This is a genomic window from Paenibacillus sp. MER TA 81-3 (genome assembly GCF_023713585.1).
Lineage (GTDB): Bacteria > Bacillota > Bacilli > Paenibacillales > Paenibacillaceae > Paenibacillus_B > Paenibacillus_B profundus.
The window spans coordinates 13,018-36,106 of sequence record NZ_JAMAWB010000002.1; the positions used below are offsets into that span (position 1 = coordinate 13,018).

Annotated in this window: 24 protein-coding genes, 1 pseudogene and 1 riboswitch; of the genes and pseudogenes, 6 read left to right on the forward strand and 19 right to left on the reverse strand. The window is 45.8% G+C overall.

Going from position 1 to position 23,089, the window contains the following annotated elements:
* Nucleotides 1-101: 101 nt before the first annotated feature.
* The 6 genes from M3650_RS02305 to speD form a co-directional block, all read right to left on the reverse strand.
* Nucleotides 102-722, reverse strand: coding sequence for an apurinic/apyrimidinic endonuclease family protein (locus M3650_RS02305; protein ID WP_311295010.1), 621 nt, complete (start codon nt 720-722; stop codon nt 102-104).
* 305 nt (nt 723-1,027) lie between these two features.
* A complete protein-coding gene (locus M3650_RS02310; protein WP_251572042.1) occupies nt 1,028-1,600 on the reverse strand; it encodes a histidine phosphatase family protein in 573 nt (190 codons plus the stop codon).
* Nucleotides 1,601-1,740: 140 nt separating this feature from the next.
* Nucleotides 1,741-2,412 carry a GNAT family N-acetyltransferase gene (locus tag M3650_RS02315; protein ID WP_251572044.1) on the reverse strand — a complete coding sequence of 224 codons (672 nt, stop codon included), beginning with the start codon at nt 2,410-2,412 and terminating at the stop codon, nt 1,741-1,743.
* A gap of 166 nt (nt 2,413-2,578) precedes the next feature.
* Nucleotides 2,579-2,755, reverse strand: a complete 177-nt coding sequence (locus M3650_RS02320) for a magnesium transporter MgtE N-terminal domain-containing protein (protein ID WP_251572045.1) — start codon at nt 2,753-2,755, stop codon at nt 2,579-2,581.
* An 87-nt stretch (nt 2,756-2,842) separates the two neighbouring features.
* Nucleotides 2,843-3,541, reverse strand: coding sequence for an MgtC/SapB family protein (locus tag M3650_RS02325; RefSeq protein ID WP_483311724.1), 699 nt, complete (start codon nt 3,539-3,541; stop codon nt 2,843-2,845).
* 323 nt (nt 3,542-3,864) lie between these two features.
* Entirely contained in the window at nt 3,865-4,254 is a 390-nt protein-coding gene (speD, locus tag M3650_RS02330; protein ID WP_251572047.1) for an adenosylmethionine decarboxylase, read from the reverse strand.
* A 360-nt stretch (nt 4,255-4,614) separates the two neighbouring features.
* Nucleotides 4,615-4,787: riboswitch (M-box (ykoK) riboswitch) on the forward strand.
* A 364-nt stretch (nt 4,788-5,151) separates the two neighbouring features.
* On the opposite strand from speD, the gene mgtA reads away from it, so the two are divergent.
* Entirely contained in the window at nt 5,152-7,797 is a 2,646-nt protein-coding gene (gene mgtA / locus M3650_RS02335) for a magnesium-translocating P-type ATPase (RefSeq protein WP_251572049.1), read from the forward strand.
* A gap of 339 nt (nt 7,798-8,136) precedes the next feature.
* On the opposite strand, the gene M3650_RS31740 is transcribed toward mgtA, so the two are convergent.
* A complete protein-coding gene (locus tag M3650_RS31740; protein WP_019424478.1) occupies nt 8,137-8,259 on the reverse strand; it encodes a hypothetical protein in 123 nt (40 codons plus the stop codon).
* A 432-nt stretch (nt 8,260-8,691) separates the two neighbouring features.
* Between M3650_RS31740 and M3650_RS02340 the strand changes: the two genes are divergently transcribed.
* Nucleotides 8,692-8,841 carry a hypothetical protein gene (locus M3650_RS02340; RefSeq protein WP_251572051.1) on the forward strand — a complete coding sequence of 50 codons (150 nt, stop codon included), beginning with the start codon at nt 8,692-8,694 and terminating at the stop codon, nt 8,839-8,841.
* A gap of 146 nt (nt 8,842-8,987) precedes the next feature.
* Here the strand turns inward: M3650_RS02340 and M3650_RS02345 are convergent.
* From M3650_RS02345 to M3650_RS02370, 7 genes and pseudogenes are all read right to left on the reverse strand, one after another.
* Nucleotides 8,988-9,233 (reverse strand): annotated as a pseudogene (locus M3650_RS02345) (DNA translocase FtsK); the annotation flags it as partial.
* A gap of 92 nt (nt 9,234-9,325) precedes the next feature.
* Nucleotides 9,326-9,403, reverse strand: a complete 78-nt coding sequence (locus M3650_RS32465; RefSeq protein WP_369011088.1) for a phage terminase small subunit-related protein — start codon at nt 9,401-9,403, stop codon at nt 9,326-9,328.
* A gap of 632 nt (nt 9,404-10,035) precedes the next feature.
* Complete coding sequence (locus M3650_RS02350) at nt 10,036-10,299, reverse strand: hypothetical protein (RefSeq protein WP_251572053.1); 264 nt, start codon at nt 10,297-10,299, stop codon at nt 10,036-10,038.
* The gene (locus M3650_RS02355) at nt 10,296-10,478 is read right to left on the reverse strand and encodes a hypothetical protein (RefSeq protein WP_251572055.1); all 183 of its coding nucleotides are present in this window, start codon (nt 10,476-10,478) and stop codon (nt 10,296-10,298) included. The genes M3650_RS02350 and M3650_RS02355 overlap by 4 nt, the downstream gene beginning before the upstream one ends.
* Nucleotides 10,479-11,208: 730 nt before the next feature.
* On the reverse strand, nt 11,209-11,670 hold the full coding sequence (locus M3650_RS02360) for a hypothetical protein (protein WP_251572057.1): 462 nt from the start codon (nt 11,668-11,670) through the stop codon (nt 11,209-11,211).
* Between the two features lie 646 nt (nt 11,671-12,316).
* Entirely contained in the window at nt 12,317-12,637 is a 321-nt protein-coding gene (locus M3650_RS02365) for a hypothetical protein (RefSeq protein WP_251572059.1), read from the reverse strand.
* Complete coding sequence (locus M3650_RS02370; RefSeq protein WP_311295016.1) at nt 12,628-13,314, reverse strand: serine hydrolase domain-containing protein; 687 nt, start codon at nt 13,312-13,314, stop codon at nt 12,628-12,630. Before M3650_RS02370 ends, M3650_RS02365 begins: the two co-directional genes overlap by 10 nt.
* 139 nt (nt 13,315-13,453) lie before the next feature.
* Here M3650_RS02370 and dhaS point away from each other — a divergent pair, with 139 nt between their 5' ends.
* Both dhaS and M3650_RS02380 read left to right on the forward strand, forming a co-directional pair.
* Nucleotides 13,454-14,023 (forward strand): dihydroxyacetone kinase transcriptional activator DhaS, encoded by a 570-nt coding sequence (dhaS, locus tag M3650_RS02375; RefSeq protein ID WP_251572063.1) that lies wholly within the window; start codon nt 13,454-13,456, stop codon nt 14,021-14,023.
* Nucleotides 14,024-14,274: 251 nt separating this feature from the next.
* Nucleotides 14,275-15,855, forward strand: a complete 1,581-nt coding sequence (locus tag M3650_RS02380; protein WP_251572065.1) for an oleate hydratase — start codon at nt 14,275-14,277, stop codon at nt 15,853-15,855.
* Nucleotides 15,856-15,936: 81 nt separating this feature from the next.
* On the opposite strand, the gene M3650_RS02385 is transcribed toward M3650_RS02380, so the two are convergent.
* Nucleotides 15,937-16,515 carry a helix-turn-helix domain-containing protein gene (locus M3650_RS02385; protein ID WP_251572067.1) on the reverse strand — a complete coding sequence of 193 codons (579 nt, stop codon included), beginning with the start codon at nt 16,513-16,515 and terminating at the stop codon, nt 15,937-15,939.
* A 155-nt stretch (nt 16,516-16,670) separates the two neighbouring features.
* Here M3650_RS02385 and M3650_RS02390 point away from each other — a divergent pair, with 155 nt between their 5' ends.
* Together M3650_RS02390 and M3650_RS02395 are read left to right on the forward strand one after the other, a co-directional pair.
* Nucleotides 16,671-17,381 (forward strand): AzlC family ABC transporter permease, encoded by a 711-nt coding sequence (locus tag M3650_RS02390; RefSeq protein ID WP_251572069.1) that lies wholly within the window; start codon nt 16,671-16,673, stop codon nt 17,379-17,381.
* Nucleotides 17,378-17,695 carry an AzlD domain-containing protein gene (locus M3650_RS02395; RefSeq protein ID WP_251572071.1) on the forward strand — a complete coding sequence of 106 codons (318 nt, stop codon included), beginning with the start codon at nt 17,378-17,380 and terminating at the stop codon, nt 17,693-17,695. Before M3650_RS02390 ends, M3650_RS02395 begins: the two co-directional genes overlap by 4 nt.
* Nucleotides 17,696-17,908: 213 nt before the next feature.
* On the opposite strand, the gene M3650_RS02400 is transcribed toward M3650_RS02395, so the two are convergent.
* The 4 genes from M3650_RS02400 to fur all read right to left on the reverse strand — a co-directional run bounded on the left by M3650_RS02400 (nt 17,909) and on the right by fur (nt 23,036).
* Entirely contained in the window at nt 17,909-19,648 is a 1,740-nt protein-coding gene (locus M3650_RS02400; protein WP_251572073.1) for an ABC transporter ATP-binding protein, read from the reverse strand.
* Nucleotides 19,641-21,413, reverse strand: a complete 1,773-nt coding sequence (locus M3650_RS02405; protein ID WP_251572075.1) for an ABC transporter ATP-binding protein — start codon at nt 21,411-21,413, stop codon at nt 19,641-19,643. The genes M3650_RS02400 and M3650_RS02405 overlap by 8 nt, the downstream gene beginning before the upstream one ends.
* A gap of 4 nt (nt 21,414-21,417) precedes the next feature.
* On the reverse strand, nt 21,418-22,386 hold the full coding sequence (locus M3650_RS02410) for an ABC transporter substrate-binding protein (RefSeq protein ID WP_251572077.1): 969 nt from the start codon (nt 22,384-22,386) through the stop codon (nt 21,418-21,420).
* 161 nt (nt 22,387-22,547) lie between these two features.
* A complete protein-coding gene (gene fur / locus M3650_RS02415) occupies nt 22,548-23,036 on the reverse strand; it encodes a ferric iron uptake transcriptional regulator (RefSeq protein ID WP_285848258.1) in 489 nt (162 codons plus the stop codon).
* Nucleotides 23,037-23,089 lie beyond the last annotated feature (53 nt).

Consider the following 23,089-nt stretch of genomic DNA (forward strand, 5'->3'; position numbering starts at 1 on the left):
GTTGCAATCTGAATGAGGGGGAGAGTGGTTAAAAGGATGCGGAAAGGACATATCTTCTCCGGACAGGATAGAGTAACTCTAGCTAATTTAGCCGTCGTGCACTAGCTGTTCAATAGCTCATCTACCCATGCATAGCATCTTTCCAACTGCTCGTCACTGATTCGATCAGAACGATGTTCGAACATAATTTTCACATTTCGATTTTCCTGTCGAACGATTCGCAAATACTTCGCTATTGGCGCCCAGCCCTCCTCCGGACGCAATTCAGGCAATACCGGGTAATGTCTGTTCTGAATCCCGTCGGCAGCAACTTGCGCATTACTCAAATGAATGATATGGGCATACTTGGTGAATTTATGTACAACGAGCTTAGCATCGAAATGCGGATCCGTTTCATCCTGTAAATGCAATCTGGCCGTATCCAGGCACAATCTAATTCTGGGATACCTATCCAATAAGCATTCAAGAAAGTCCGTCTCGTATATATATTTATTCAAGCCGTCAAATTCAAGCACCGGTGTAAATCGATACTCCTCGCTTTTGTCCGACAACCATGCAAATAATAGCTCACTCTTCTCGGAAAACTCCGCGAATGAATATTTACTCTCATACACATACTCGCTTTCATCCGTGAAGCGCCACAGACTCCAATCTACCCGATCATCGAGAATTACGGGCTTCGGATAATGAAATAACACGTAATCGGGGTTGACCGAAGTCATATAATCCAAAGACAGGCTTCAATTCCATGAAATCCTAATTTGAAATCTCTTTTGAACTTTTTATCATCAAAACCTCCGTACTGACCGATCATAAACTGCTTCAACATCATTCCCTCTTTTCAGGTGGCGCTTGTCACTGTCTGCCATGGTTAGATCTACTATGCAATATACCATATAATACCTACCAAAAATAAGAAGATACGAATAGAACCCCATACGAGATTCTGCTAACCAACAGAAGCTTATACGGGGTTATTGTCTTTTTATTATGATTGGTGTTCGTATCATTTGTTACGCTCATCGGCTTATCGAATGTATGGCTTAATCGTATGAAACAACTTGTGAGAGTCTACAGTGATGTTATCGTTCTCTTCGAATATATGAAGCTCATACACGTCCGGGTTGGTCAGCCGCTCCCACTCTTCGAATCCGAAATCATTCGTGAAATGATTCAGAAGCAGCGACATCAAATTTCCGTGGGTTACGATCGCAATATTGTGTTTGGTACTTTCAAGTGCTTCATCAATGACTTCAAGCCCACGATTCATCGCCTCCCGCGACGATTCTCCGCCTTCATACTTCAAATCTATATCCGCATAGGTCTCCTTTAATTTATCAAGCCAATCAATCATGTCATATGAACATAGCACTCGTTCCTGAAGTCTGGCATCCGTATGGACGGAGATTTGCAGCAATTCAGCTAAGGGACGGATTGTTGAAACCGCTCTCAAATAAGGACTTGCAACGATTCGTTCAATACCTCGGTGAGCAAGAAAGTCTCTTAGTTCCTTCGCCTGCCTTACTCCCTCCGTTGTCAACGGAGCCTCTGGCTCTTGTCCTGCGGCCTGGCAATGCCTAATCAGATAGATACGTTTCATGGAGATACACCACCTTGATTTCATTCTAGAAACGATGTGCTTTTTACGTCTGTAAGCGAATGGCAGCTGCTGCCCTGCACCACTTTAATCTACAAAGTTCTTCTGTCCTTCGTTGGATATCAGCTCCAAGTCTCGCTGTTCTATTTCGCTGCAAACTCGATTTCAAAGAAAGGGAATCCTTCATCTTCCTCTGGAATGGGCTGATAACCTAAGCGCATATAAAAACTCGTCGATGTGGGATTTGCGTTCCATTGCAACCACGATGCTCCGTTATGCTGTGACCATTCTTTCATACTCTCAAAAAGAGCGGCGGCGATTCGATTCTTCCTGTATGGTTCGAGCACAAAAAGATCATGCAATCGGAATAGCTGTTGTCCCGAGCGCAAATGCGGCCCATAATTTTGCACCCAGCCATACCCTACAAGCTTTTGATCTACAGCCGCGATAGGCAAATAATGCTGTCTATTCTGAAAAATGGATAAAAATCGGGATTCGGCTAATTCCTTGGCATCGGTTGCTCCTCTGCGCTCAAGCAGGTTCCAGACTTGGTCCCATTCGCTTTCTGCTGCCGCTCTAATTTCAACATCGAATTGCTTCATGTAATATTCTCCTTCCACAGGTAGAAAGAAACCCGCATAACAGCCTCTTGAATAGCAGCAGCGGGTACGGGTTTCTAATGCCAGGTCATCGTTATGGTTGGGGCTCAAAAAAATGAAGACGATTGCCAAAGGGATCCGTAATAGACAATCACTTATCGTCGTGATCCAAGCCAGGACGAGCATGTTTATATTGCTTTGTTGTGAGTCGTTCATACAGGTATTCAATGTTAGCAACAGCAATACTCTTTCGCTTTCTCTACGTTAAATATACGAAAGATCGGTGTGACCGTTTTCATTTGAAACAAGTATATGCCATATAATTCCACAAGTCTAGCTTTCCACTTCATTCGCATCCGTGGAGACGGATATGACTTGCGAATTACGCTCCAGAGAAAACCTCTTTGTTCGACAGCAGCCCGATAAAATGAGTGGCATTATCCGAAGGAAGCTCATTCAACATCGTTATAGCATACTGATGATCGAGCTCCAGAATGTATTTTTTTTGCTGCAGCGGATGAAGCTCAGCGAAAATATGCCCAAATTCAGCTGGGGACAAGAAGGAATTCCTTAAATTGATATTCATTTAGCCTAATCATCATACAAGACTCCTTTCATCCAAAATGTTTATGCCTTCCGCTTGACATCACAAATTCTCGACATCCACCTTTAACACATGGTCCACTTTCTTAATGTAATAATATATTTCCGTCGTATATTGATTTTTCGGCACGGACAGCACCAAATCGATGAGCTGTCGTTCGTTATCGAGATCCTTAAGCTTTAAATGCCGTATTTTGAATTCATCTTTTTTGGCATGGCCAAACTGACCTTTACGTTCGAGCATCTTGATTAATTCAGTCATGCGCAAATTGGATTCCACTACAATCTTGACGGCGACATCGTACCGATTCAGCCTTGCCGGTCCAATTGATTTGATGAGGTAGGGCACGACATTAACAGCCGCAATCATCAGGATGACGCCACATGCCGCTTCCGCATAGAACCCTGCCCCGATCGCAATGCCAAGCGCCGAAGCTGACCATATAAGCGCCGCAGAGGTCAGGCCCGAAATAACCTCGTTGCTTCTTCGCAAAATGACACCCGCCCCAATGAACCCGACTCCGCTTACAATCTGCGCGGCCAATCGCATCGGATCCATATTAGGGTGATCCGCACCACCAAATTTGCCGAATGCTTCAATCGAAACGATGGTGAGTAGACAGCTGGCAATACAGATGATCATACTAGGCCTTAATCCCAATTGTTTTTGTTTAATTTGTCTATCGATTCCGATGAGCATTCCAAAAAATAAAGCAAGTCCCAGCTTCAGCACTATTTCCATAGTCAACGGCATCACCTCTCTATAGATCAAAAAAAGCTCCCCCGGAAAGGGAGAGCTGGCAGTGTACTTGTGTGGCTCACATGTCAAATAAACCTGCTTGAACAGACCCATCCTGCTTGATGGGATCGATGAAAATCCAAACACGGGGAACATGGGAGCGGCAAAAGAACAGAGCTCTTCCTCTTTACAGCAAATGAACAGACTGAAAACATGACATTTCGGCCTGGGCTGCTATCCATGAATATATTCCCCCTTTCCAACAAATATAAATCCTGCAAGCATTCTGGATTTTACTTCAGATGAATCATGTTGTCAATAGGTGTCTACATCGAAGTTATCGCTGGCGATTCTTCTATCATTTCTCCGACTCCCCGGATTAGCTTCTTCACAATATACGTTTTAGGCTTGAGCACAGACAGTAAATAGTGAATGGCTACTTCGGGATCAACCTTGTCCCCACAGGTGTAACAATCCAAAGCTGCGAACCCTTTTTCCGGATACGTATGAATCGAGAGATGGCTCTCTGACAATAACAAAAGTACGGTAGCCCCTTGGGGCTCAAATTGCTGTTCCGACACGGACAACACGGTTGCTCCACATTTTTCTGCGGCTTCGATCAGTTGGTTCTGTAAAAATTCAGCATTATTAATCCGGTCAAAATCAACTTCCCATAAGTCAGCCACGACGTGTCTTCCATACGTAGAGTAGGTCATTTGGCATTTCCCCTTTCTGGGGAGAAGACAATCAGCTTGCTGTTCCCAGCCTGATTATCTGCTGATGGCAGCACCATGCGAGCGCTTATCCTCCCCGCTCCTTGTTATGAGTAGTTTTGATTGCGATTGTCGACTGTCACTACTGTCCATGGTGCATACCCCCTTTGTTGCACACAAAATAGTAAAATACTGACAAGAAAATCGTACTTCCTGACCATCCAATTGTCAATCCTAACAAACTGCTTTGTTATGCCCATTTTTCTCATATTTACCGAACCGCATACACAGCAGCAGTATCTCTTTGAACAAATTTACAGCTTGACAAACGAAAATATAAGACTTAAGATGACTAGGAATTAAATAAGTCCTCGTTAGGTGAGGCTCCTATACAAACAGAGGCCACTGCCCAGAAATATCGAAAGATGCCCATGGGTAGAACAGGAACTGCCGGATTAAGGCTTTTCTTAAGGTGGCTAAGAGACATTGCATCTCTTTACGTTGTATAGTGCCAAAACTCGACTAGGGGGATCCGGAAGCTTTTTTGCGTGCGTTTCTAACCCTCTAGGTCTCCTGGAGGGTTTTTATTTTGCAGAGGGGGGAACATCCTTGGACAGTGGACCAACCAGCCGATTATGTAAGTTCAACCGATATCCTGTACTGAAGGAGAGCTGGCTTTGTCATGCTCTTGCGTGTTTCCCATACTTTTATTTCCATTCAAACTGCAGATGCAGGCGGGTGTATTTAAGTATGCGCAGTTGAGACATGCAAGCCCATGATGAATGCTCGGAACACTCGCTCTCCCTCCAACAGGGAGAGCTTTTTTGCGTTCAATTTGAAGTGAAGTAGAACAGGCGCTTTCAATCGAAAACGCCTGTTGTGTAGAGAGGAGTTAGAATAATGAACAAACCAATGAAAGATAAAGAAATGCAAAACCGCGAGATCGCGGAACGTTTAATCCAAGCTTCCATCGTCCACGAAGAGGATTTGATGGAAGAGTTTGGCACAAGTTCTGGGGGGCTCACGGACATAGAAGCCAACAAGAGACTGGAGCAATATGGGAAAAATCAAGTGGCGCACGAGAAAACACCAGCATGGTATGTCCAATTGCTTGCCTGCTTCAAAAACCCGTTTATTCTCATCCTGCTTTCCTTGGCCTTATTCTCATATATCGCCGATGATGATGTCGAAGCCGTCGTCATTATTACAACCATGGTCACTGTTAGTGTCATCATTACATTCACGCAAGAATTCCGTTCCGCACGCACCGCCGAGAAGCTGAAGGAAATGGTCAAAACGACAGCAACGGTGAACCGTCAATCTAAGCGCAAAGAAATTGATCTGGAACTGCTCGTCCCCGGTGATATCATCCATCTCTCCGCAGGCGACATGGTGCCGGCAGATGTCAGACTCGTTCACTCGAAGGATCTGTTTGTCGGAGAATCCGCTTTGACCGGTGAAGCGATGCCTGTGGAGAAGCTGGATACGCTGCCGCGCGGCGCCTCGAAGTTGGCTCGCAATCGCAACCAACTGACGCCCACCAATGCGCTGGAACTGAACAATATGTGTTATATGGGCACGAATGTAATCAGTGGTTCAGCCTCCGCTGTCGTTGTGTCGACGGGTGACCATACCTACTTCGGTTCAATGGCCAGCACCTTAATCGGCAAGCCGCCGCTTACGAGCTTCGACAAAGGCGTCAAGAGCGTTACCTTCGTGCTTATTCGCTTCATGCTCATTATGGTTCCTGTTATTTTCCTTATCAACGGGTTCACAAAAGGAGATTGGATGGACGCGCTGTTCTTCGGCTTATCCGTTGCGGTCGGCCTTACGCCGGAAATGCTGCCGGTTGTCGTGGCTGGCAATCTTGCCAAAGGCGCATCGATTATGGCGCGGAACAAAGTGGTCGTTAAACGGCTCAATTCAATTCAGAACTTCGGTGCCATGGACATCTTATGTACGGACAAAACCGGCACTCTGACTCAGGACAAAATTATTTTGGAACGTCATCTGGACATCAATGGCGAAGATGATAATCAAGTGTTGGAATATGCTTATCTGAACAGCTACCACCAGACTGGGCTGAAAAACTTGCTGGATGTGGCGGTTCTGGAGCACGCGGAGCTGTCGGATGTGTTGGGCGCAGAGAATAACTATTCGAAATTCGATGAGATTCCGTTCGACTTCAACCGCCGCCGCATGTCCGTCGTACTGGAGAAACGGGGCAACGGACATCTGCTCATCTGTAAAGGAGCTATGGAGGAAGTTCTAAGCATTTGTTCGCATGTGTCCGACAACGGGCAGATCGTCCCCCTCACGCCAGAACGAGCCGACCGGGCTCAACGATTGGTCAACAGCTTGAACATGGACGGCTTGCGAGTCATCGCCGTAGCCATTAAGCAAATGGCGGCAACAGACGAACCGTATAGCGTAAAAGACGAACAGGATCTCATACTGGCCGGATATATCGGCTTCCTCGATCCGCCGAAAGAAACGGCACGGGAGGCCATTCGGGCCCTGAAAGACAGCGGTGTGGAAGTAAAAATCATTACCGGAGATAACGCGGCGGTTACCCGCAAAGTATGTAAAGATGTCGGGCTTACTATCAGTGATATCGTGCTTGGAAGTGAGATAGAACGATTAACGGATCAACAGTTAGCCGATGTCGCCGAAAGCTCTAATGTCTTTGCCAAAGTGAATCCAATGCAAAAGGCGCGAATCGTCCGTGTCTTGAAAAGCAAAGGGCACACGGTCGGATTTATGGGCGATGGCATTAATGATGCAGTGTCGCTCAAAGAAGCGGATGTCGGTATTTCCGTAGATACGGCTGTCGATATTTCCAAGGAATCGGCAGACATCATATTGCTAGAAAAAAGCTTGATGGTACTGGAACGCGGCGTAATCGAAGGCCGTAAAACATTCGGAAACATGATCAAATATATTAAAATGACCGCAAGTTCGAACTTCGGCAACGTATTCAGCGTACTGGTCGCAAGCGCCTTTCTCCCATTTCTGCCGATGCTGCCGATTCATCTGCTGATTCAAAATTTGTTCTATGATATTTCCCAGCTCTCCATTCCTTGGGACCATATGGATAAGGAGTATTTACGCAAACCTCGGAAATGGGACTCAAAGTCTGTCAGCAGATTTATGATATTCATTGGCCCAATCAGTTCCATTTTTGATATCACTACCTACGCCTTGATGTGGTACATCTTCTCAGCCAATTCAATCGATCAGCAGACGTTATTCCATTCCGGTTGGTTTATCGAAGGGCTCCTATCGCAGACACTGATCGTGCATATGATTCGTACCGAGAAAATTCCATTCATCCAGAGCAGAGCCAGCATGCCTGTGTTATTGCTGACCTGTGCCATTATGATCGCGGGTATTTTTGTCCCGTTCTCGGGCTTTGGCGCGAGTCTCGGCTTGCAGCCGCTGCCAATGGAATATTTCCCATGGCTGGTGGGAACGTTGCTGTGCTATTGCGTGCTGACTCAACTGGTCAAAAAATGGTACATTCGCAAATTCAACGAATGGCTGTAACGGGGAGGCTATGTCTTGCCGTCGTAAGCAACAAGGGAGCCATTATGAAAGGCTGGGGGCTATGCCCCCAGCCTCTTTCATTTTAATGCCTGCAATCTGCCACTTAGCCAAGGCAAATTTTCGCTTCCTATTATAATAGAAGCTTTTCAACTTTCACATTAGCTTCTCCTTCATAATACTTCTAATTATGTTGCATTTACATAAAGAAATCCCGGTACCACAAACCCAAAATAAAAACGATTTGAAAGATGCACAAAGATGACTTTTAACCGGTGAAATCACAAAAAGAGCCGTTTGTAAGGCCCTTAATTGGAGAAATCATCGTTGTGTCCAAGCGCCTCATTCTGGCGATTCGCTTCTCTTCCACTTCCTGAAACGCAGATCATGAGCCAGCGCCAGCCATAAACAAAAACCTCCTGCAATCATTAAAGCGACAGTCAAAATCGGATATAACGAATTCATGATGCGCTCTTCCCCCTCATCGATTTTTCTTACTATATAAGTTGAACTAAATACCTTCCGATAATTGATAGTGTTGGATGACTTTCACCCATTCCATCTCAAACATGTCCTTTCTCAAATGGGTGATAATGATTATCATTAATTGTATTGTAATACAAAACATGCAGCCCTTTCAATACCGATATTCTTGAATAAGAACAGTAAGTAGCCTCTTCCAGTTAGAACGTCTAACGATATTGGATCATAAAGAGCCTCGCGCTGGCGATTATCGCAGCGTGGGGCTCTGTTAAATTTTTATGTATTTATGAAATAATAACCTGCCAAATGAACAGATTGCTCTTTTTTAGGATGTCATAAGGAATTTAATATCATGAGGGGGGATGAGAAGGAACTATATTGATAAAACTATTCCTGAATAAGGGGGTGTTATGGGTGGATAAAACGACAAAAAACGGACTGAAGAATTTAGAAAAGACCATTAAAGCTCAAGATTTTACTCAGGAAGAAAAAGATAGCCCACATGTTGAAACTGTCAAATCCGAGAAGATCCGTTACGAAAACGCTGATAGCATTTATGAATAGACGTGTGACCCGCCTGATGAAGTCCTAAGGCGGCTGCAACAAAGCCCAAGAACATGCAGGGCTCCCACGAAGATTATATGCTGTTTATCGTGGAACCCATCATTACCTAGTATTTGTGGTTCTGGTTGTTCTTTTAGTTTTTATTGTTACGGAACGCTCCGTATTATTGGAACGTTCCGTTCCATTCTTTTTGGCGCATCAACTTCTGTCAATGACTCAGCATCCATTTTCGAGACATATACTTCTTTTGGTAGTGGGCCGATTAATCCGGGTTGTTCCATTGCATCGATTAACCTAGACGCTCTTGTATGTCCTATCCTAAGCCTTCTCTGCAATAAAGAGGTAGATGCTTGTTTAGCTTTAGCAACAATCTTTACGGCCGTAATATATAATTCATCCGACTCGACTTCATCTTCGACTGTTCTTTTCGTTTCATCGGATGTTCTATATTTTCATTTTAGGACGTTCCGTTTAATTTAATGTCCTACTTATCCTTAGCCTTCCATCCCCTTACCGTTCCGTCTGATATCCCAAGCTGTGTGGCGATATCGATAAGTGAGATTTTCCTTCACTCGCTTTATAGATTTCAAATGCAGTATCTAGCAGTATCTCTGTTAGGATCTCTTTTACGTGCCATTACATTCCCCTCCTCCGTAATTAAAAGTAAAAAGCAACCAAAATTGGCACTTGATCAGACCAAGAAGAACTTCCGATACTGCTTGAATATAATTATGCATAATAGGTATGCCCAGATGAAGCTGTAAGAGTAATACTATGAGAACCGTAACGGTTAGCCCAACTAAACTAACCTACATCAGTAGGACTTGATTTCTTGTGTAAATAGTTCCATAACTTCCTATTTCCGAGGCTGTATCAATAATATCATTTGGCTCGTAGGAATCGGCAAAAGCCAATAAAGCAAAAGAAAAGACCAGGATTGCCTTAAAAAATAGAGTTTAACTTTTCTTCACTTTAATCCCTCCATTAAATTTGTAATATCATTACCTATATACGTATGTCAACATTTTCTAATAATGTATACCAATTGGTGTAAAGCTATAAATGATCGACATTTCTGGACAAAGTAATAATTCGGTACAGTCGATCAAGTCAACTCGTTCACGTTCCATTGTTATCATCCTTTCTAGGGAAATGAAAAAAGCACCACTAAGGGTGCTTTCAATTCACATATAATTAGAAATCTGAGGCGTCACCCACATCAAAAGTTAAACGATACTGTTCCGATACATTTTTAATTGCGCCCGTGACTAAATAAACTGTCGCACCATCAGGTATTAGTATGCCACTTATAATACGCGTACCCATTCTGCTAGCATAAAGCATATCCGATTCTCTTCCATTTTTATACTTGATAATTAGTGCAAGCGTTAAATCGGCATCGCCTGTAGTCCCATTTACAAATCCTATTAAATTCTTCATCGTCCCTGTATTATTCATCCAAGTAAACAATCTTGGTCCTTACTATTCTCAATTACTAAACTGTAGCTTTGTCCAGGAAATAACGTCAATGCTTTCTCTCTTGTGTCAGCAATGCCAGTAGCAGCAAATGCACTTTGTGAAAAAACTAAAATCATAGCGAACACAAGGAACGTCGAAATTAACTTTTTAAATTTCATAGTTAATCCACCCTCATCAACATCCCAACATTTCACTTTTGTGACACAACACCCCAAAGTGCCATAATAATAAGCACCGGTTAGGTGCATTAAAGGTGATTTTTTTATTTTTAGTCATGTATACGGACATACAAATCATATTGTGCCATAGCATACTTCGTTGAATCTACCTTTATATAAACTTTTGCGCCATCTAGAATATATATAATTTCTAAAAACTGAGCATTTCCCGGTCCATTATCCTGCGCATAAAATAGACCTGTACTAGCTTGATTTTTGAATATATATACTCCATTCCCAATCTAAAATAACAATCACTTCCTCCACGAGCCTGCAAAATTGTTGTCACAAGTTTACCTTCCCCTGTATTATTGGTCCACGTGTACCAATCTTTATCATCAATGTTTGAGAGATATAGGTTAAAATCTTGAGCTTGACCAGGGATAATCTTTATTGCGTATCCTTTGTATCGGCATTCCCAGTAGCAGCAAATGCACTTTGCGACAACACTAAAAACATAGCGTTCACAAGGAGTGTTGAAATTAACTTTTTGAATTTTATCGTTATTCCATCCTTCCGGTTATGTAAAAGCGGCCGCTTTTCAATTTCCATTCCACTAAAATACCCCTAATTGGTATTTGTTTTTCCGCCCTCCTGCCACGGCTATCAACTCCTTTCGATGGAATAATAAAAAGCCGCTGAATAATCAGCGACTTATTTCGATTTACCCTTACTTTTCATCACCTGGACGCTCATGTATTAAACCGAAGTTTCTGATTTCATAAGGTTCGAGCTTATCTCCAGTGTTTTTTAAAAAGAAATATATCTTTGCATATGGTGGAACTAATATGTTCCATAAATTTTGGTGTCTTCTGATTGATGGATCTGCATAAAATGGAAGCGTTTGATGTCCAAGTGGATAAATAACAACCGCTCCCAATAACACACCAGAATCTTCCGATGGTGTTACAACTTGAAAAATTGTATACTTGTTCTTTCCTGTTTTGTTTTCCCATTTGTACCAATCATAATCAGTGGAATCTTGCAATGCACTATTAAGCCTGACACCGGGTTCAATATTAATTGCTTTTTCTTGTGTATCTCCCATTCCAGGTAGTGCAAATGCACTCTGTGAGAGCACCAACATTAATGCGAATACAAGAAGCATTGAGATAAACTTTTTGTGTTTCATTTTATCCCATCCTTTTGGTTATGTAAAAGCGGCCGCCTTTCACTTCCTATTCTACTAAAATATCCTTAATTAGGTATATAGTTCAAAAGTAGTGTTATCCTATTATTTTACTTTTTTAGCTATTTGGGGAAATGAAAAAGCACCGGTTAGGGTGCTTTAATCTTGCATTACTTTTCGAATCTCTGTCGTCTCCACTTGATCATGATAATAAAGGATCTTGTTTATTAGCCCCAAGAGTTCGCCTGGGGAATAAATTAAATCAAAACTTCCATAGCATTGTAAGACTTTCTTTACTGATATCTCATAACGCCCCATCGCCTTTTCTAATTCAATTATGTCATCAGTTACAAGAGAATATATCTTCTTGTACGACTTCATAAGACTGATTATATAATTTCTGAAGCTTCAACATTTCTCTTACTTACAACTCTTCGGAAATGGTTGTCATCTTGCCAATAGTGTTTCTCAGCATACTTACTGATGCTTCTATCGTATTGATATTTCTCGATTATTTTGTTATCTCATAATTTTCCATTCGTTTTCCTCCCCCTCATCATACTTCGACATGAGGAATGATTCCCCTGAAAAGGGAAAATCTGCTCCGTTGTTCGAAGCGGCAGCAATATAAATGTTACATCAGGCTCGATCAAATAATCTGCTTCGTTCCCAGTACAGATAGCGGAACCCATGAGCTGACAGAGGGAACGAAAAACACGACTACCATTTGCTCCGTCGGGTCGACGAACAATGCCGAACGACCAGCGCCTTCTAATTGGAAAGTCCCATGTGTTTCGAAGGACGTCATATGATCTGCTGCAATGTCGAAGCCAAGCGCATGGGGCTTATCTTGAAGCTTGCCTCCCCACTGATAAGCAGGCTTGCCGAACAGATGCCGGCGTGTCATCAGTTCAACCGTTCTGCGCCCTAATATCCGCTCACTGTTCCAAGCTCCACCGTTTAAGAGCATCTGCCCGAATTTCCACATATCGTGTAAGGTTGAATAAAGCCCGCTGGCCGATCGAGGGGAAGCTTGGCATAATCCTCCTGTGGCTTGAACAAATTGACGTCCCATTGATCGACAACACACACCTGCCCATGCAACGATTCCGGTACGTCGAAGAATGTGCGCTCCAGTTGCAACGGCTCAATAATGTTCTCAATGATGAACGATTCGAACGGAACCCCAGATACTCGTTGTATGATTTCACCTAACAGCAAAAATCCTGCGGACGAATAATTGTACGCTTCGCCCGGCCTATAGTAGAGCGGTCCTTGCAGCACTTTGCGTATCCAATCCTCCATTCCGTTCGTGCCCCACCAAGGGTTAGGATACGGTTCATTGAAGTAACCCCCAATCGGCAGAATGCCGGACGTATGGGTCAACAGATGATATAGCGTAATATCCTGATGCGTAGGATTGTTTAATTTCTCAATGATAGTGCATACGGGCTGATCCAGGTACAGCTTGCCGTCTTCCACCAGCTTCATGAGCGCTACAGTCGTAAATGTCTTCGTGATGGAAGCCAGCTTGCGAATCGAATCCGGCTGCAGATCTCCCCTGTCTGCCGTGCCGCCCAACTTGCCCATTGACTTCCAAGCAGCGATTTTCCCATTCCGGGCGATCAGATAACTGGCCGATTGGATGGATCCGTTTTCTTACGTCTATAACAAATTCATCACTGCAACAATTGGAGACGATTGGAAATTAATTGTGATGATATGAGATTGTGGGTATAATAAAGTTCATAGTTCTGTTTAATATACTCATGCAGAAGGTGATGGAATGTCTAGTTCATTAATAACAAAAAAAGCGCTTGCAACTTCGCTCAAGGAAGTCATGAACCATGTTCCTTTCAATAAAATTACCGTCAAGCATATCGTGGATAGCTGTGGCTTGAACAGACAAACTTTTTACTATCATTTTCAAGATATATACGATCTGCTCGGTTGGGTCTATAAGACGGAAGCGGTTGAGAGCATCGCCCAATACAGGAGCTATAACACGTGGACACATGGTCTCCTTAAGATTTTCCTCTATATCGAAAATAACAAAGCATTCTGTGTTAACACGCTCAATTCATTAGCAAGAACTCATCTGGACCATTATTTGTATAGCGTCACCACAGAATTGATCATGGGTGTCGTTAACGAAGTTTCGTGCGAAATGGAAGTCAAGGAAGAGGACAAGAAATTTATCGCCAATTTCTATACGCTTGCCTTTACTGGCCTAGTCATTCAATGGATGGAGCACGGAATGAAGGAAGATCCGGAAGAGATGATTGAAAAATTGAACGAATTAGTCGAAGGCAATTTCGCAAAAGCGTTACAGCGATATGAGCACAAACCGCAATAACAATAGTCATACAAGGCGATCCGCCAGTTTGCAATCTGCCTAGCCAAGTTTTTCTTCCCTTTTCCCACCGCACAATTTCCACAATTCTTTTCCTATTTTTGCAAGTATTTTGTTTGAAATATATACACTTTATAACAAATGACTAAAAATCATACAGTCGCTGTTTATTGATTATTCCGCCAGCAGCCGCGATGTAATACATTTAGGTTGCTAAGGAACACAATTAATAATTACCAATGGAGGCGACTGTTATGAACAAGGAATACAACAACAAACAAGTATATTTTGTCGGTGGCGGAATAGCGTCACTTGCAGGTGCAGCTTTCCTGGTTAGAGACTGTGATTTCCCTGGACAAAATATTCATATTATTGAAGAAACGAAAATTCTCGGCGGCAGCAACGACGGTTCTGGCAACGGCGAGCAAGGATATGTAATTCGCGGCGGCAGAATGCTGAATGATGAAACGTACGAAAATACGTGGGATTTGTTGAAATCCATTCCATCTATCGATGATCCTGCTAAATCCGTCAGAGACGAAATCATTGAATTCGATTCGGCCCATCCAACCCATGCCAATGCTAGACTCGTCAATAAAAACGCTGAGGTTCAGGACGTTACATCAATGGGATTTGATATGGCGGACCGGATTGCAATGTCTAAGCTTATCATTACGCCGGAAGAGAAGATGGGTAAAGCTCGCATCCAAGACTGGTTCGGCCCGCACTTCTTCGAGACGAACTTCTGGTATATGTGGGCGACTACGTTCGCTTTCCAGCCTTGGCATAGCGTGGTAGAGCTCAAACGGTATATGATTCGCTTCATGCATGAGTTCCCAAGAATTCAGACGCTTGAAGGCGTAACGAGAACACCGTTCAACCAGTACGATTCACTCACGCTTCCATTGCATAAATATTTGGCTCAGTACGGCGTTGATTTTGATATGAAATGCACGGTGACCGATCTTGATTTCAAAGATTCAAGCGATATCACCGTGACGAAGATTCATTATGTGAAAGAAGGCACAACAGGTACCATTGACCTCAATGAAGGCGACCTCGTTATCGTTACCAATGGTTCCATGACAGAAGGCTACAGCCTTGGCTCCATGACCAAAGCGCCAAGCTTAAATGGCAAAGGCAGCTCTTGGAAGCTGTGGGATCGGCTCGCAGCCAAGAAGTCTGGCTTAGGCAATCCTTCCTCCTTCGATGATAACATCGATGGCTCAAAGTGGGAGTCCTTCACCGTAACGTGTCAAGATTCGAGATTCTTCGATCTGATGGAAGCCTTCTCCCGCAACAAAGCAGGAACAGGCGCCTTGGTCACCTTTAAAGAGTCCAGCTGGCTGATGTCGATAGTACTAGCGCATCAACCTCACTTCCGCAATCAGCCTGAACATGTCAGAGTATTCTGGGGCTACGGTCTATTCCCAGACAATACAGGCGACTACGTGAAGAAGAAAATGTCTGACTGTACAGGAGAAGAAATACTGACAGAGCTTCTGCATCATCTTAAATTCGATAAAGACATGGACGCGATTATCCAATCCGCCAATTGCATTCCATGTATGATGCCGTATATTACAGCGCAGTTCATGCCGCGCGCAGTCGGCGACCGGCCTCAGGTCGTTCCGCAAGGCTCAACGAACCTGGCATTTGTCGGACAATTCTGTGAGATTCCGGACGATGTCGTATTTACCGAGGAATACTCGGTAAGAGCCGCAAGAATCGCCGTGTATACACTGTTAGGCCTCAATAAGCCGGTTGCTCCAATCAATCAGTATCAATATGATGTAAGAACTTTGTTGAATGGACTCGTAACTTCATTCCGCTAAGCGACACATGATTGTGATATGAAATGCATCAGCTTGCCCTTGGCGCTCCTTATCGGAGCAACAAGGGCATTTTGTATTGGGCTAGATGGAGGTCTTATTCGTGGACACATTGGAATAGAGAATGGATACCGATATTTCGCACGATTCATCGGTGTTGTTTTTATAAATGTGACCCGTTTCAGCCGAGAAGGAGATCGCATCCCCTTTCCCAAGCGTGCTTGTCTCCGGTCCGATTTCGATCGTCAGCGTGCCCGCAAACACGGTGACGGATTCAATCACACCGAGCCCATGAGGCTCTGATTGATAAGAACAGCCCGGCAGCAGTCGAGCCCGGAACGTTTCTAATGATATGCCAGGCGCCGCATATGTATTGTAGGCTTCGAACCGCTTATTGTCTTCCCGGAATTGGGGCTGGTCCTCCGCTCGCACGACCTTTAAGGAAGGATTCTCGAATATGAATGCGGTCAAAGGGATTTGAAGTCCGGAAGCAATCTTCCACAGTGTAGCTACCGTCGGATTGGAGCTCCCTCTTTCGATCTGTCCGAGCATCGGCTTGCTGACACCAGTAAGCTCGGCTAAATCGTCCAACGTCATGTTTAACTGCTGCCGATAATGGCGCAAACGTTTGCCAATACGGTCAGAGATTAAGTCTTTTTCCATAACAACGACCTCCATCAGGTAAAGTGATGTGATTAAAATTAATCACTTTATAAAAAAATGATTAGATTTAGACAAAATAATCAGTTGACCACCACAATAGATATGCTATATTATATCTCGGGAGTTATTATAGCATATTAGAGGAGTAATCGCGGATGGACGGCTATGTATCATCTACAATAACAAAAGAAATTCCATTACGGAACGGTTTTATGAAGGCCGTATTCGATGTGTTTCCGCTTGCTCTCAGCGTGTTCACTTATGGACTTGCCTTCGGAGCGCTAGCGAATAACGCCAATCACTTTACATGGTTGGAAACCGTATCGATGTCTCTGTTCGTGTTCGCAGGAGCGGGACAATTTACGATTCTGTCTCTCCTTCAGCAGGATGCCACACTGTGGACGATTGCAATCAGCACTTTTCTCATTAACGCTCGATATATTATATATGGACTATCGCTAGGCCGAGACCTCGGCCCCGTACATCGCAGGCATCTGCTCTGGTTATCATATGGCATTACGGATGAAAGCTACAGCGTCGGCACGATGCAGGCAAGACAAGGGAAGCTAGGGCTTGGATATATGGCCGGAGCTTGCTTGGTCGTGCTGCTGGCATGGGTGTCGAGCGCTGCGGTCGGATATCAACTGGGAGGGTTTATTACAGACCCGGCCCGCTTCGGACTGGACTTTGCCTTTACGGCAGCGTTTCTCGGGCTTCTCATCGTCATGCTGAAGCATCGCAGTCATTTCTTGGCTGCCGGTCTGGCAGTAATCGCATCCGTGGTCGCCTACCAATGGTTCGGCACGTCCGGAGCTGTATTTGCCGGAGCTGCTGCGGCATTTGCTGTAGGAGTGTATTCGAAATGACGTCAAATACTATCTTTGTTGTCATCTGTGTGGCCGCGGCCGCAACATTTCTGACCCGCTACCCGAGCATGGCGCTCAGCCGTTACATTAAAGTATCCCCACGAGTTGAACGCGGCTTCCATTATGTGCCTATCGGCGTATTTGCCGCTCTGGTAGCGCCGGCCATCTTCTATCACCCAACGGTGGGTGGCGAGATTGAATGGGTGTATTATGTGGCTGTAGCCGTTTCGAGCCTGACCGCTTGGTTCGCCAAAAGTCCGCTGTGGGCGATGATTTCGGGCGTATTGATTATTGCGTTGCTACGGTTGATTTAACGACGTAAACCTCGAGGATTGCGTTTTTTTGATATTTTGATAATTGATATTCACAAAAAGAGCGCATTCTCAGTGGATTCCGCTCTTTTTTGTGTTCCCAATATTCGAATGTGCATCTCATTTACTTCATAATTGCAGCCTCGATCGTCTCGAGCAGTTTCTCCCAGCCGATAGAATCATAGATTTTCTTGTAATTATTTCCTTAGCCCGACGCTATGATAATCTTCCTCCCTTGATTCTCCATCCCCCGAGCCGCTGTTGTTCCTGCCACAGCCTATTGTACAATCCGCCTTTTTCCAGCAAATCCTCATGCTTGCCTTCTTCCACAATGCGGCCTTCATCGACGACCAAAATCCAGTCCGCCGCGCGGATTGTTTTCAAGCGATGGGCAATGACCAGCACTGTTTTATCGTAAGCCAGCTTGCCTATAGCTCGCTGCAGATACGCCTCATTTTCCGGATCGAGAGAAGCCGTTGCTTCATCAAGGATAACAATCGGCGCGTCCTTAAGTATGGCCCGGGCAATGGATATGCGTTGCTTCTCTCCCCCAGACAGCGCCGCTCCCCCCTCTCCTGCCACCGTATCGTAGCCTTGCGGCAGCTGTTCAATAAAATCGTGACAATGTGCAGCCTTAGCCGCTTTCACCACCTCTTCATGTGAAGCTCCCGGCTTCCCCATCCGGATATTGCTTGCGATCGTTTCATTGAATAAGTAAGGCTGCTGCTGCACGGTGCTGACCAAAGCGAGGAGTTCCTCGCTGCGCATATCTCTCACATCGACGCCGCCGATTCGAACGGCTCCTCCTGTGACATCCCAAAAGCGAGAAACCAAGCCTGCTATCGTAGACTTGCCTGCGCCTGATGGTCCGACCAGCGCAATGAGCTTGTGCTCCGGCACCCTAAAATCAATCCCACTTAAAACTTCCTTCTCCTCGTATCGAAAACGCACATCGCTAAATTCAATATCGAAGGAGATGGGGAACTGGGGCTGTTCAGGCTCTGACAGCGGAGGTTCGGCAAAGATGCCGCGTATGCGCTCACCCGCCGAGGCCATATACCGCATCTGTGTCAAAGCCGCCCCAGCCGAGCGCAGCGGTTGATAGAACTTCATACTGACGACCAGAAAGATCAAAAACGCAGCCGTATCCAGCGTGCCCCCTTCTAGCAAATAGCTGCCGATCAGCAGCAGAAACACAAACCCAAGCTCTAGAACAATGGAGAACAGCATCACGACTGGAGACGTCATCGCTTCCACCCGAATACTATCGTCTCGCAGCTGGGCCATCGCGCTATCTAGCCGGGAGAACCGCTGTCCCGTCTGATTGTTGGCTTTGATCAACCGGATCGTCTGCACGTATTCAAGCAAGCGCGAATGCACTGCCGCTGCTGCCTCTTGCCGCTGCTTGCTCCTCCGATTCATCAGAGTCTGGGACCAATATACAAGAGGAAGCGCCAGTGGTACGGATACGAGTACGGCGAACGCCAGCCGCCAATCGACGACCAGCAGAAACGCCGCGCTAACGATCGGCAGAATAATCGAACCAATGACATGATTGAACAAGTGGGTTAATATCATTTCCACTTCATCTACATTTGTCAGCAGGGTGTGGCTGATGTCCCCTTGATCCCGGCGGGCGAAGTAACCCATCGGCAGCTTCCGCAAATGTTCACCCAGACGCAAGCGCACATCCTTCATAATCGTGGCGCCGTTGCTCTGTGCTTCGATCTGGCCGAGGCTGGAGAACAATGCTTGTACGGCGAACAAGCCAATCAGCAACACCGGCCACCACAGAATTTGCTTTAGCGAAGCCGGCCCCTGAAACAGAGATGCCAGAATGGCATATAAGAGCCCGACAGGAGCGGCGTTTGCGATCATTTCCAGCACCGTATAGAGAGTCGCCCGAGACAGTAACCCTCTGGAACGCCCCGTAATCAAGCGGATTGTGCTAAACATCGGACTCCTCCTTTCCTTCGAGCGACCACTCCCCGGCATCCCGGTGAGCCTGCCACATACCTGCGTATAATGGACAACTGTGAAGCAACTCATCATGGGTTCCTATTCCGGCTGCTTGACCGTCATCAAACACGACGATGCGGTCCGCATCCATAATCGTAGATAGCCGATGTGCAATGACGACGACCGTCTTCCCATGCACCAGCCTGCTTAACGCATCCTGTATTTTGGCCTCGTTCTCCGCATCAGCGAACGCGAAAGCTTCATCTAAGATCAGAACCGGCGCGTTCTTCAGAATAGCGCGGGCGATCGCAAGCCTTTGCCGCTCCCCTCCGCTTAGAGGAACGCCACCCTCACCAATTCGCGTATTGTAACCTTCCAGCAGCGCGGAGATAAAATCATGCGCTTGAGCCGCTTGAGCCGCATCAATCATATCACTCTCGCTGGCCCCTTCCTTGCCCATCCGCAGATTGGCAGCTACGGAGTCGCTTACGATAGGAACATCCTGAAAGACGAACGATAGGAGGTCCATCAGATGTTCCGGCGGTATGGAGCGAATATCGAAGCCTCCCAAGCGGATTTCTCCTGCCGCAGGGTCGAAGAATCGGGCGATCAGCTGTGCAGCCGTTGATTTCCCCGCTCCGGAAGGACCGACAAAGGCAGTCACCTTGCCATGCTCAACCGTCAGATCGATTCCTTTCAGCACCTCCCGTTCCCCATAAGCAAATCGAACCTGGCGGAAATCAATGTCGAACCGCTGCGGACTATTGGCCTCTGAACGTGTCGGAACGGATTGTTCCTCCTCGGAAAGCACGGCCTCAATTCGGCGGACTCCTTCCAGATTGTTCTGCATCATGTGGCCCAATGTCGAGATTTGCCGTAACGGCGCTGTCAGTCCGACGCCAAGAAGCAGGAACAGCAGCAAGACAGAAAGCGTAATTGCGCCTTGCCCATACAACCAGACGCCCACTGGCATAATGAACAGCAGCCCAGATTCCAATAACAGAAGAAACAGGGTATAGAGCGGCGTTTTCTTGCGGGCAATCTGCGTCCATAAGCTCGCGTAGCTCTCTACCGAATGGCGATATCGAGCGAACGAATGCACGGTCTGGTTAAACGACTTGATGACCGGCATCGCATGTACGAACTCAACGATGGCTCCATTCATCGTTTCCGATAGATCATGCATTCGTTGCATATCATCGCTCCGGCGACCGCGTGCCGACATCACCCCCTGAACGGCAAAGGCGGCGGGTATCGGCAGCAGCGCAGCGATAGCCAGACGCCAATCGACAGCGAACAGGTACGCCGTCGTTAGCAACGGCGCAATGATCGACGCCGTCAGACCCGGCAGATGATGCGCGATGAACGACTCAATGCGCTCGACATCGTCGGAGATAACCTTGTTGAGCCGTCCAGAATGCTGCGTACTAAAAAAACCGAGCGGCAGCTTCCCCAGCTTCTCGATCAGACGTACACGCAAGTCATACAACACATGAAACGCAGCAGTGTGCGCCAGCATCGTCGAGGCCCCCATCAAGGCGAACCGCAGCAATACAGCAATACATGCAACCAGAATGAGCTGCCTGACCGCTGACACGTCGACCGGTGGATGGAGAAGCCCTTCTGCCATGCGATACACGATGACAAAAGGAATTAACGCAAATACAGCGCTGGCCGCAGAGCACAGACAAGACAATATTAGTTTTCTGCGCTGCTTGCCGGCCAGTCGGAGCAGAAATCGCAATGATTTTGACTGTGCCATCTCTCTATTTCCCCATCGCATTCATAATTTCTTCGATGCCGTCGATTTTGGCAAGTGCCATCGGTCCAGGAAGCGAAGGATCTTCCAAGAAGTACACGCTGTTGTGTTTCACCGCATTCATGCTGTTCCACACCTTGCTGTCCTTCAAGGCCTCCTTGACGCCTCCCTGAATCGGACTCTGCCAATTGTTGATTACAAACAGATGTTCCGGATTTAGCGCAGCCAAGCTTTCCAGCGATAATTGTCCATCTGCATTCGCTCCATCCACCGGCTTAAGTCCGAGCCCCTTGTAGAAAGGATCGAAGCGGCCATCGTTCCAGGTAATAAACTGTTCTTTCCCTGTGTACATGACAAACAGTACGGATTCCTTACTTCTAAACGCTAATTTTCCTTTATATTCCTCGGATTTGCGGTCAAATTCGGCAAGCACGCTGTTAGCCTTGTCCTCTTTGCCAATCACCTCCGCAATTTGTTGCAACGTTTCCCGCCAGTCCCCCGCTTGCGGAAGAATGATGGTTGGAGCAATTTGGGTTAACTTCTCATACTGCTCCTGCATATCATCTGCTGCAATAATCAAATCCGGCTGCGCGCCCAGCAGTTTCTCCAGATTGACCTCCATACCGAGATCTAGTATCTCTTTCCCCGCCACACGCTTGCTCAAGCTTGGAAAATTCCGCGTGATAGTCTCAACCCCTTGAGCTGCAATCGGATATTCGTCCAAAACGGCCATATAATCGACAAACGAGATATAGGGCGTCGCGATTTTGAGCGGTCGTGCCTGGATGACGGTCTCGCCCTTCAAATGTGTGATCACGCGTGGAAAAGCTGATGCAGCACTATCCACTTTGGCTGTTGAAGCCGACTTCTTGTCCTCTTCCTTGGCTGTATGACTCGAGTCAGTCCCGGCGCATCCGACTATGCTCCATAACATGGTAACGATTAATAAAAACGAAAATACTTTTCTTCCCCTCATGTTTTCCATTCCCCTTTTCTAGTATCAGTCACTTCATCATATAATGCAGCCGATTTGAGCTTCTACCAGTAGGCGGAATACGTTGCGGTTAGCGGGAATATATCTTCACGCAAAAAGACCACTGGAGAAATAACTCCAGTGGTCATGTTCGTTTTTTTAATTTAGGAAACTGCCTTGCATTTCTTTACGGATGCTTTCTTGCAAACATTGCTTTTACATATGTGGTATCTGCCTGAAAAATCGAGTCGATGATCGGTCACCTTAAAGCCAAATTCGCGTTCGATTCGTTCTTCCAGTTCCAACAGCCAATCATCCTGAATCTCTTCCACCGCTCCGCACTCCGAACAAATCATATGATGATGCATATGTTCATGTCCGTCTCCACGCAGGTCGAAGCGAACCACCCCGTCACCGAAATTCATTTTTTCTACGATATGAAGCTCAGATAATAGATCCAACGTTCGATACACGGTGGCAAGTCCAATTTCGGGATACTTGTCCTTCACCAGCATGAACACTTCCTCTGCGCTCAAATGATCGCTTTCGTTCTCCAGTAACACTCGAACTATCGCTTCACGCTGAGAGGTCAGCTTGTATTGCTTGCTGATCAATTGCTGATTGATTTTATCAAGCCGCTCTGTCATCATCATGTTCGTCAACACCTCCCAAGTTGTTGTTTATCGCCAAATTCTTAATTAGAATT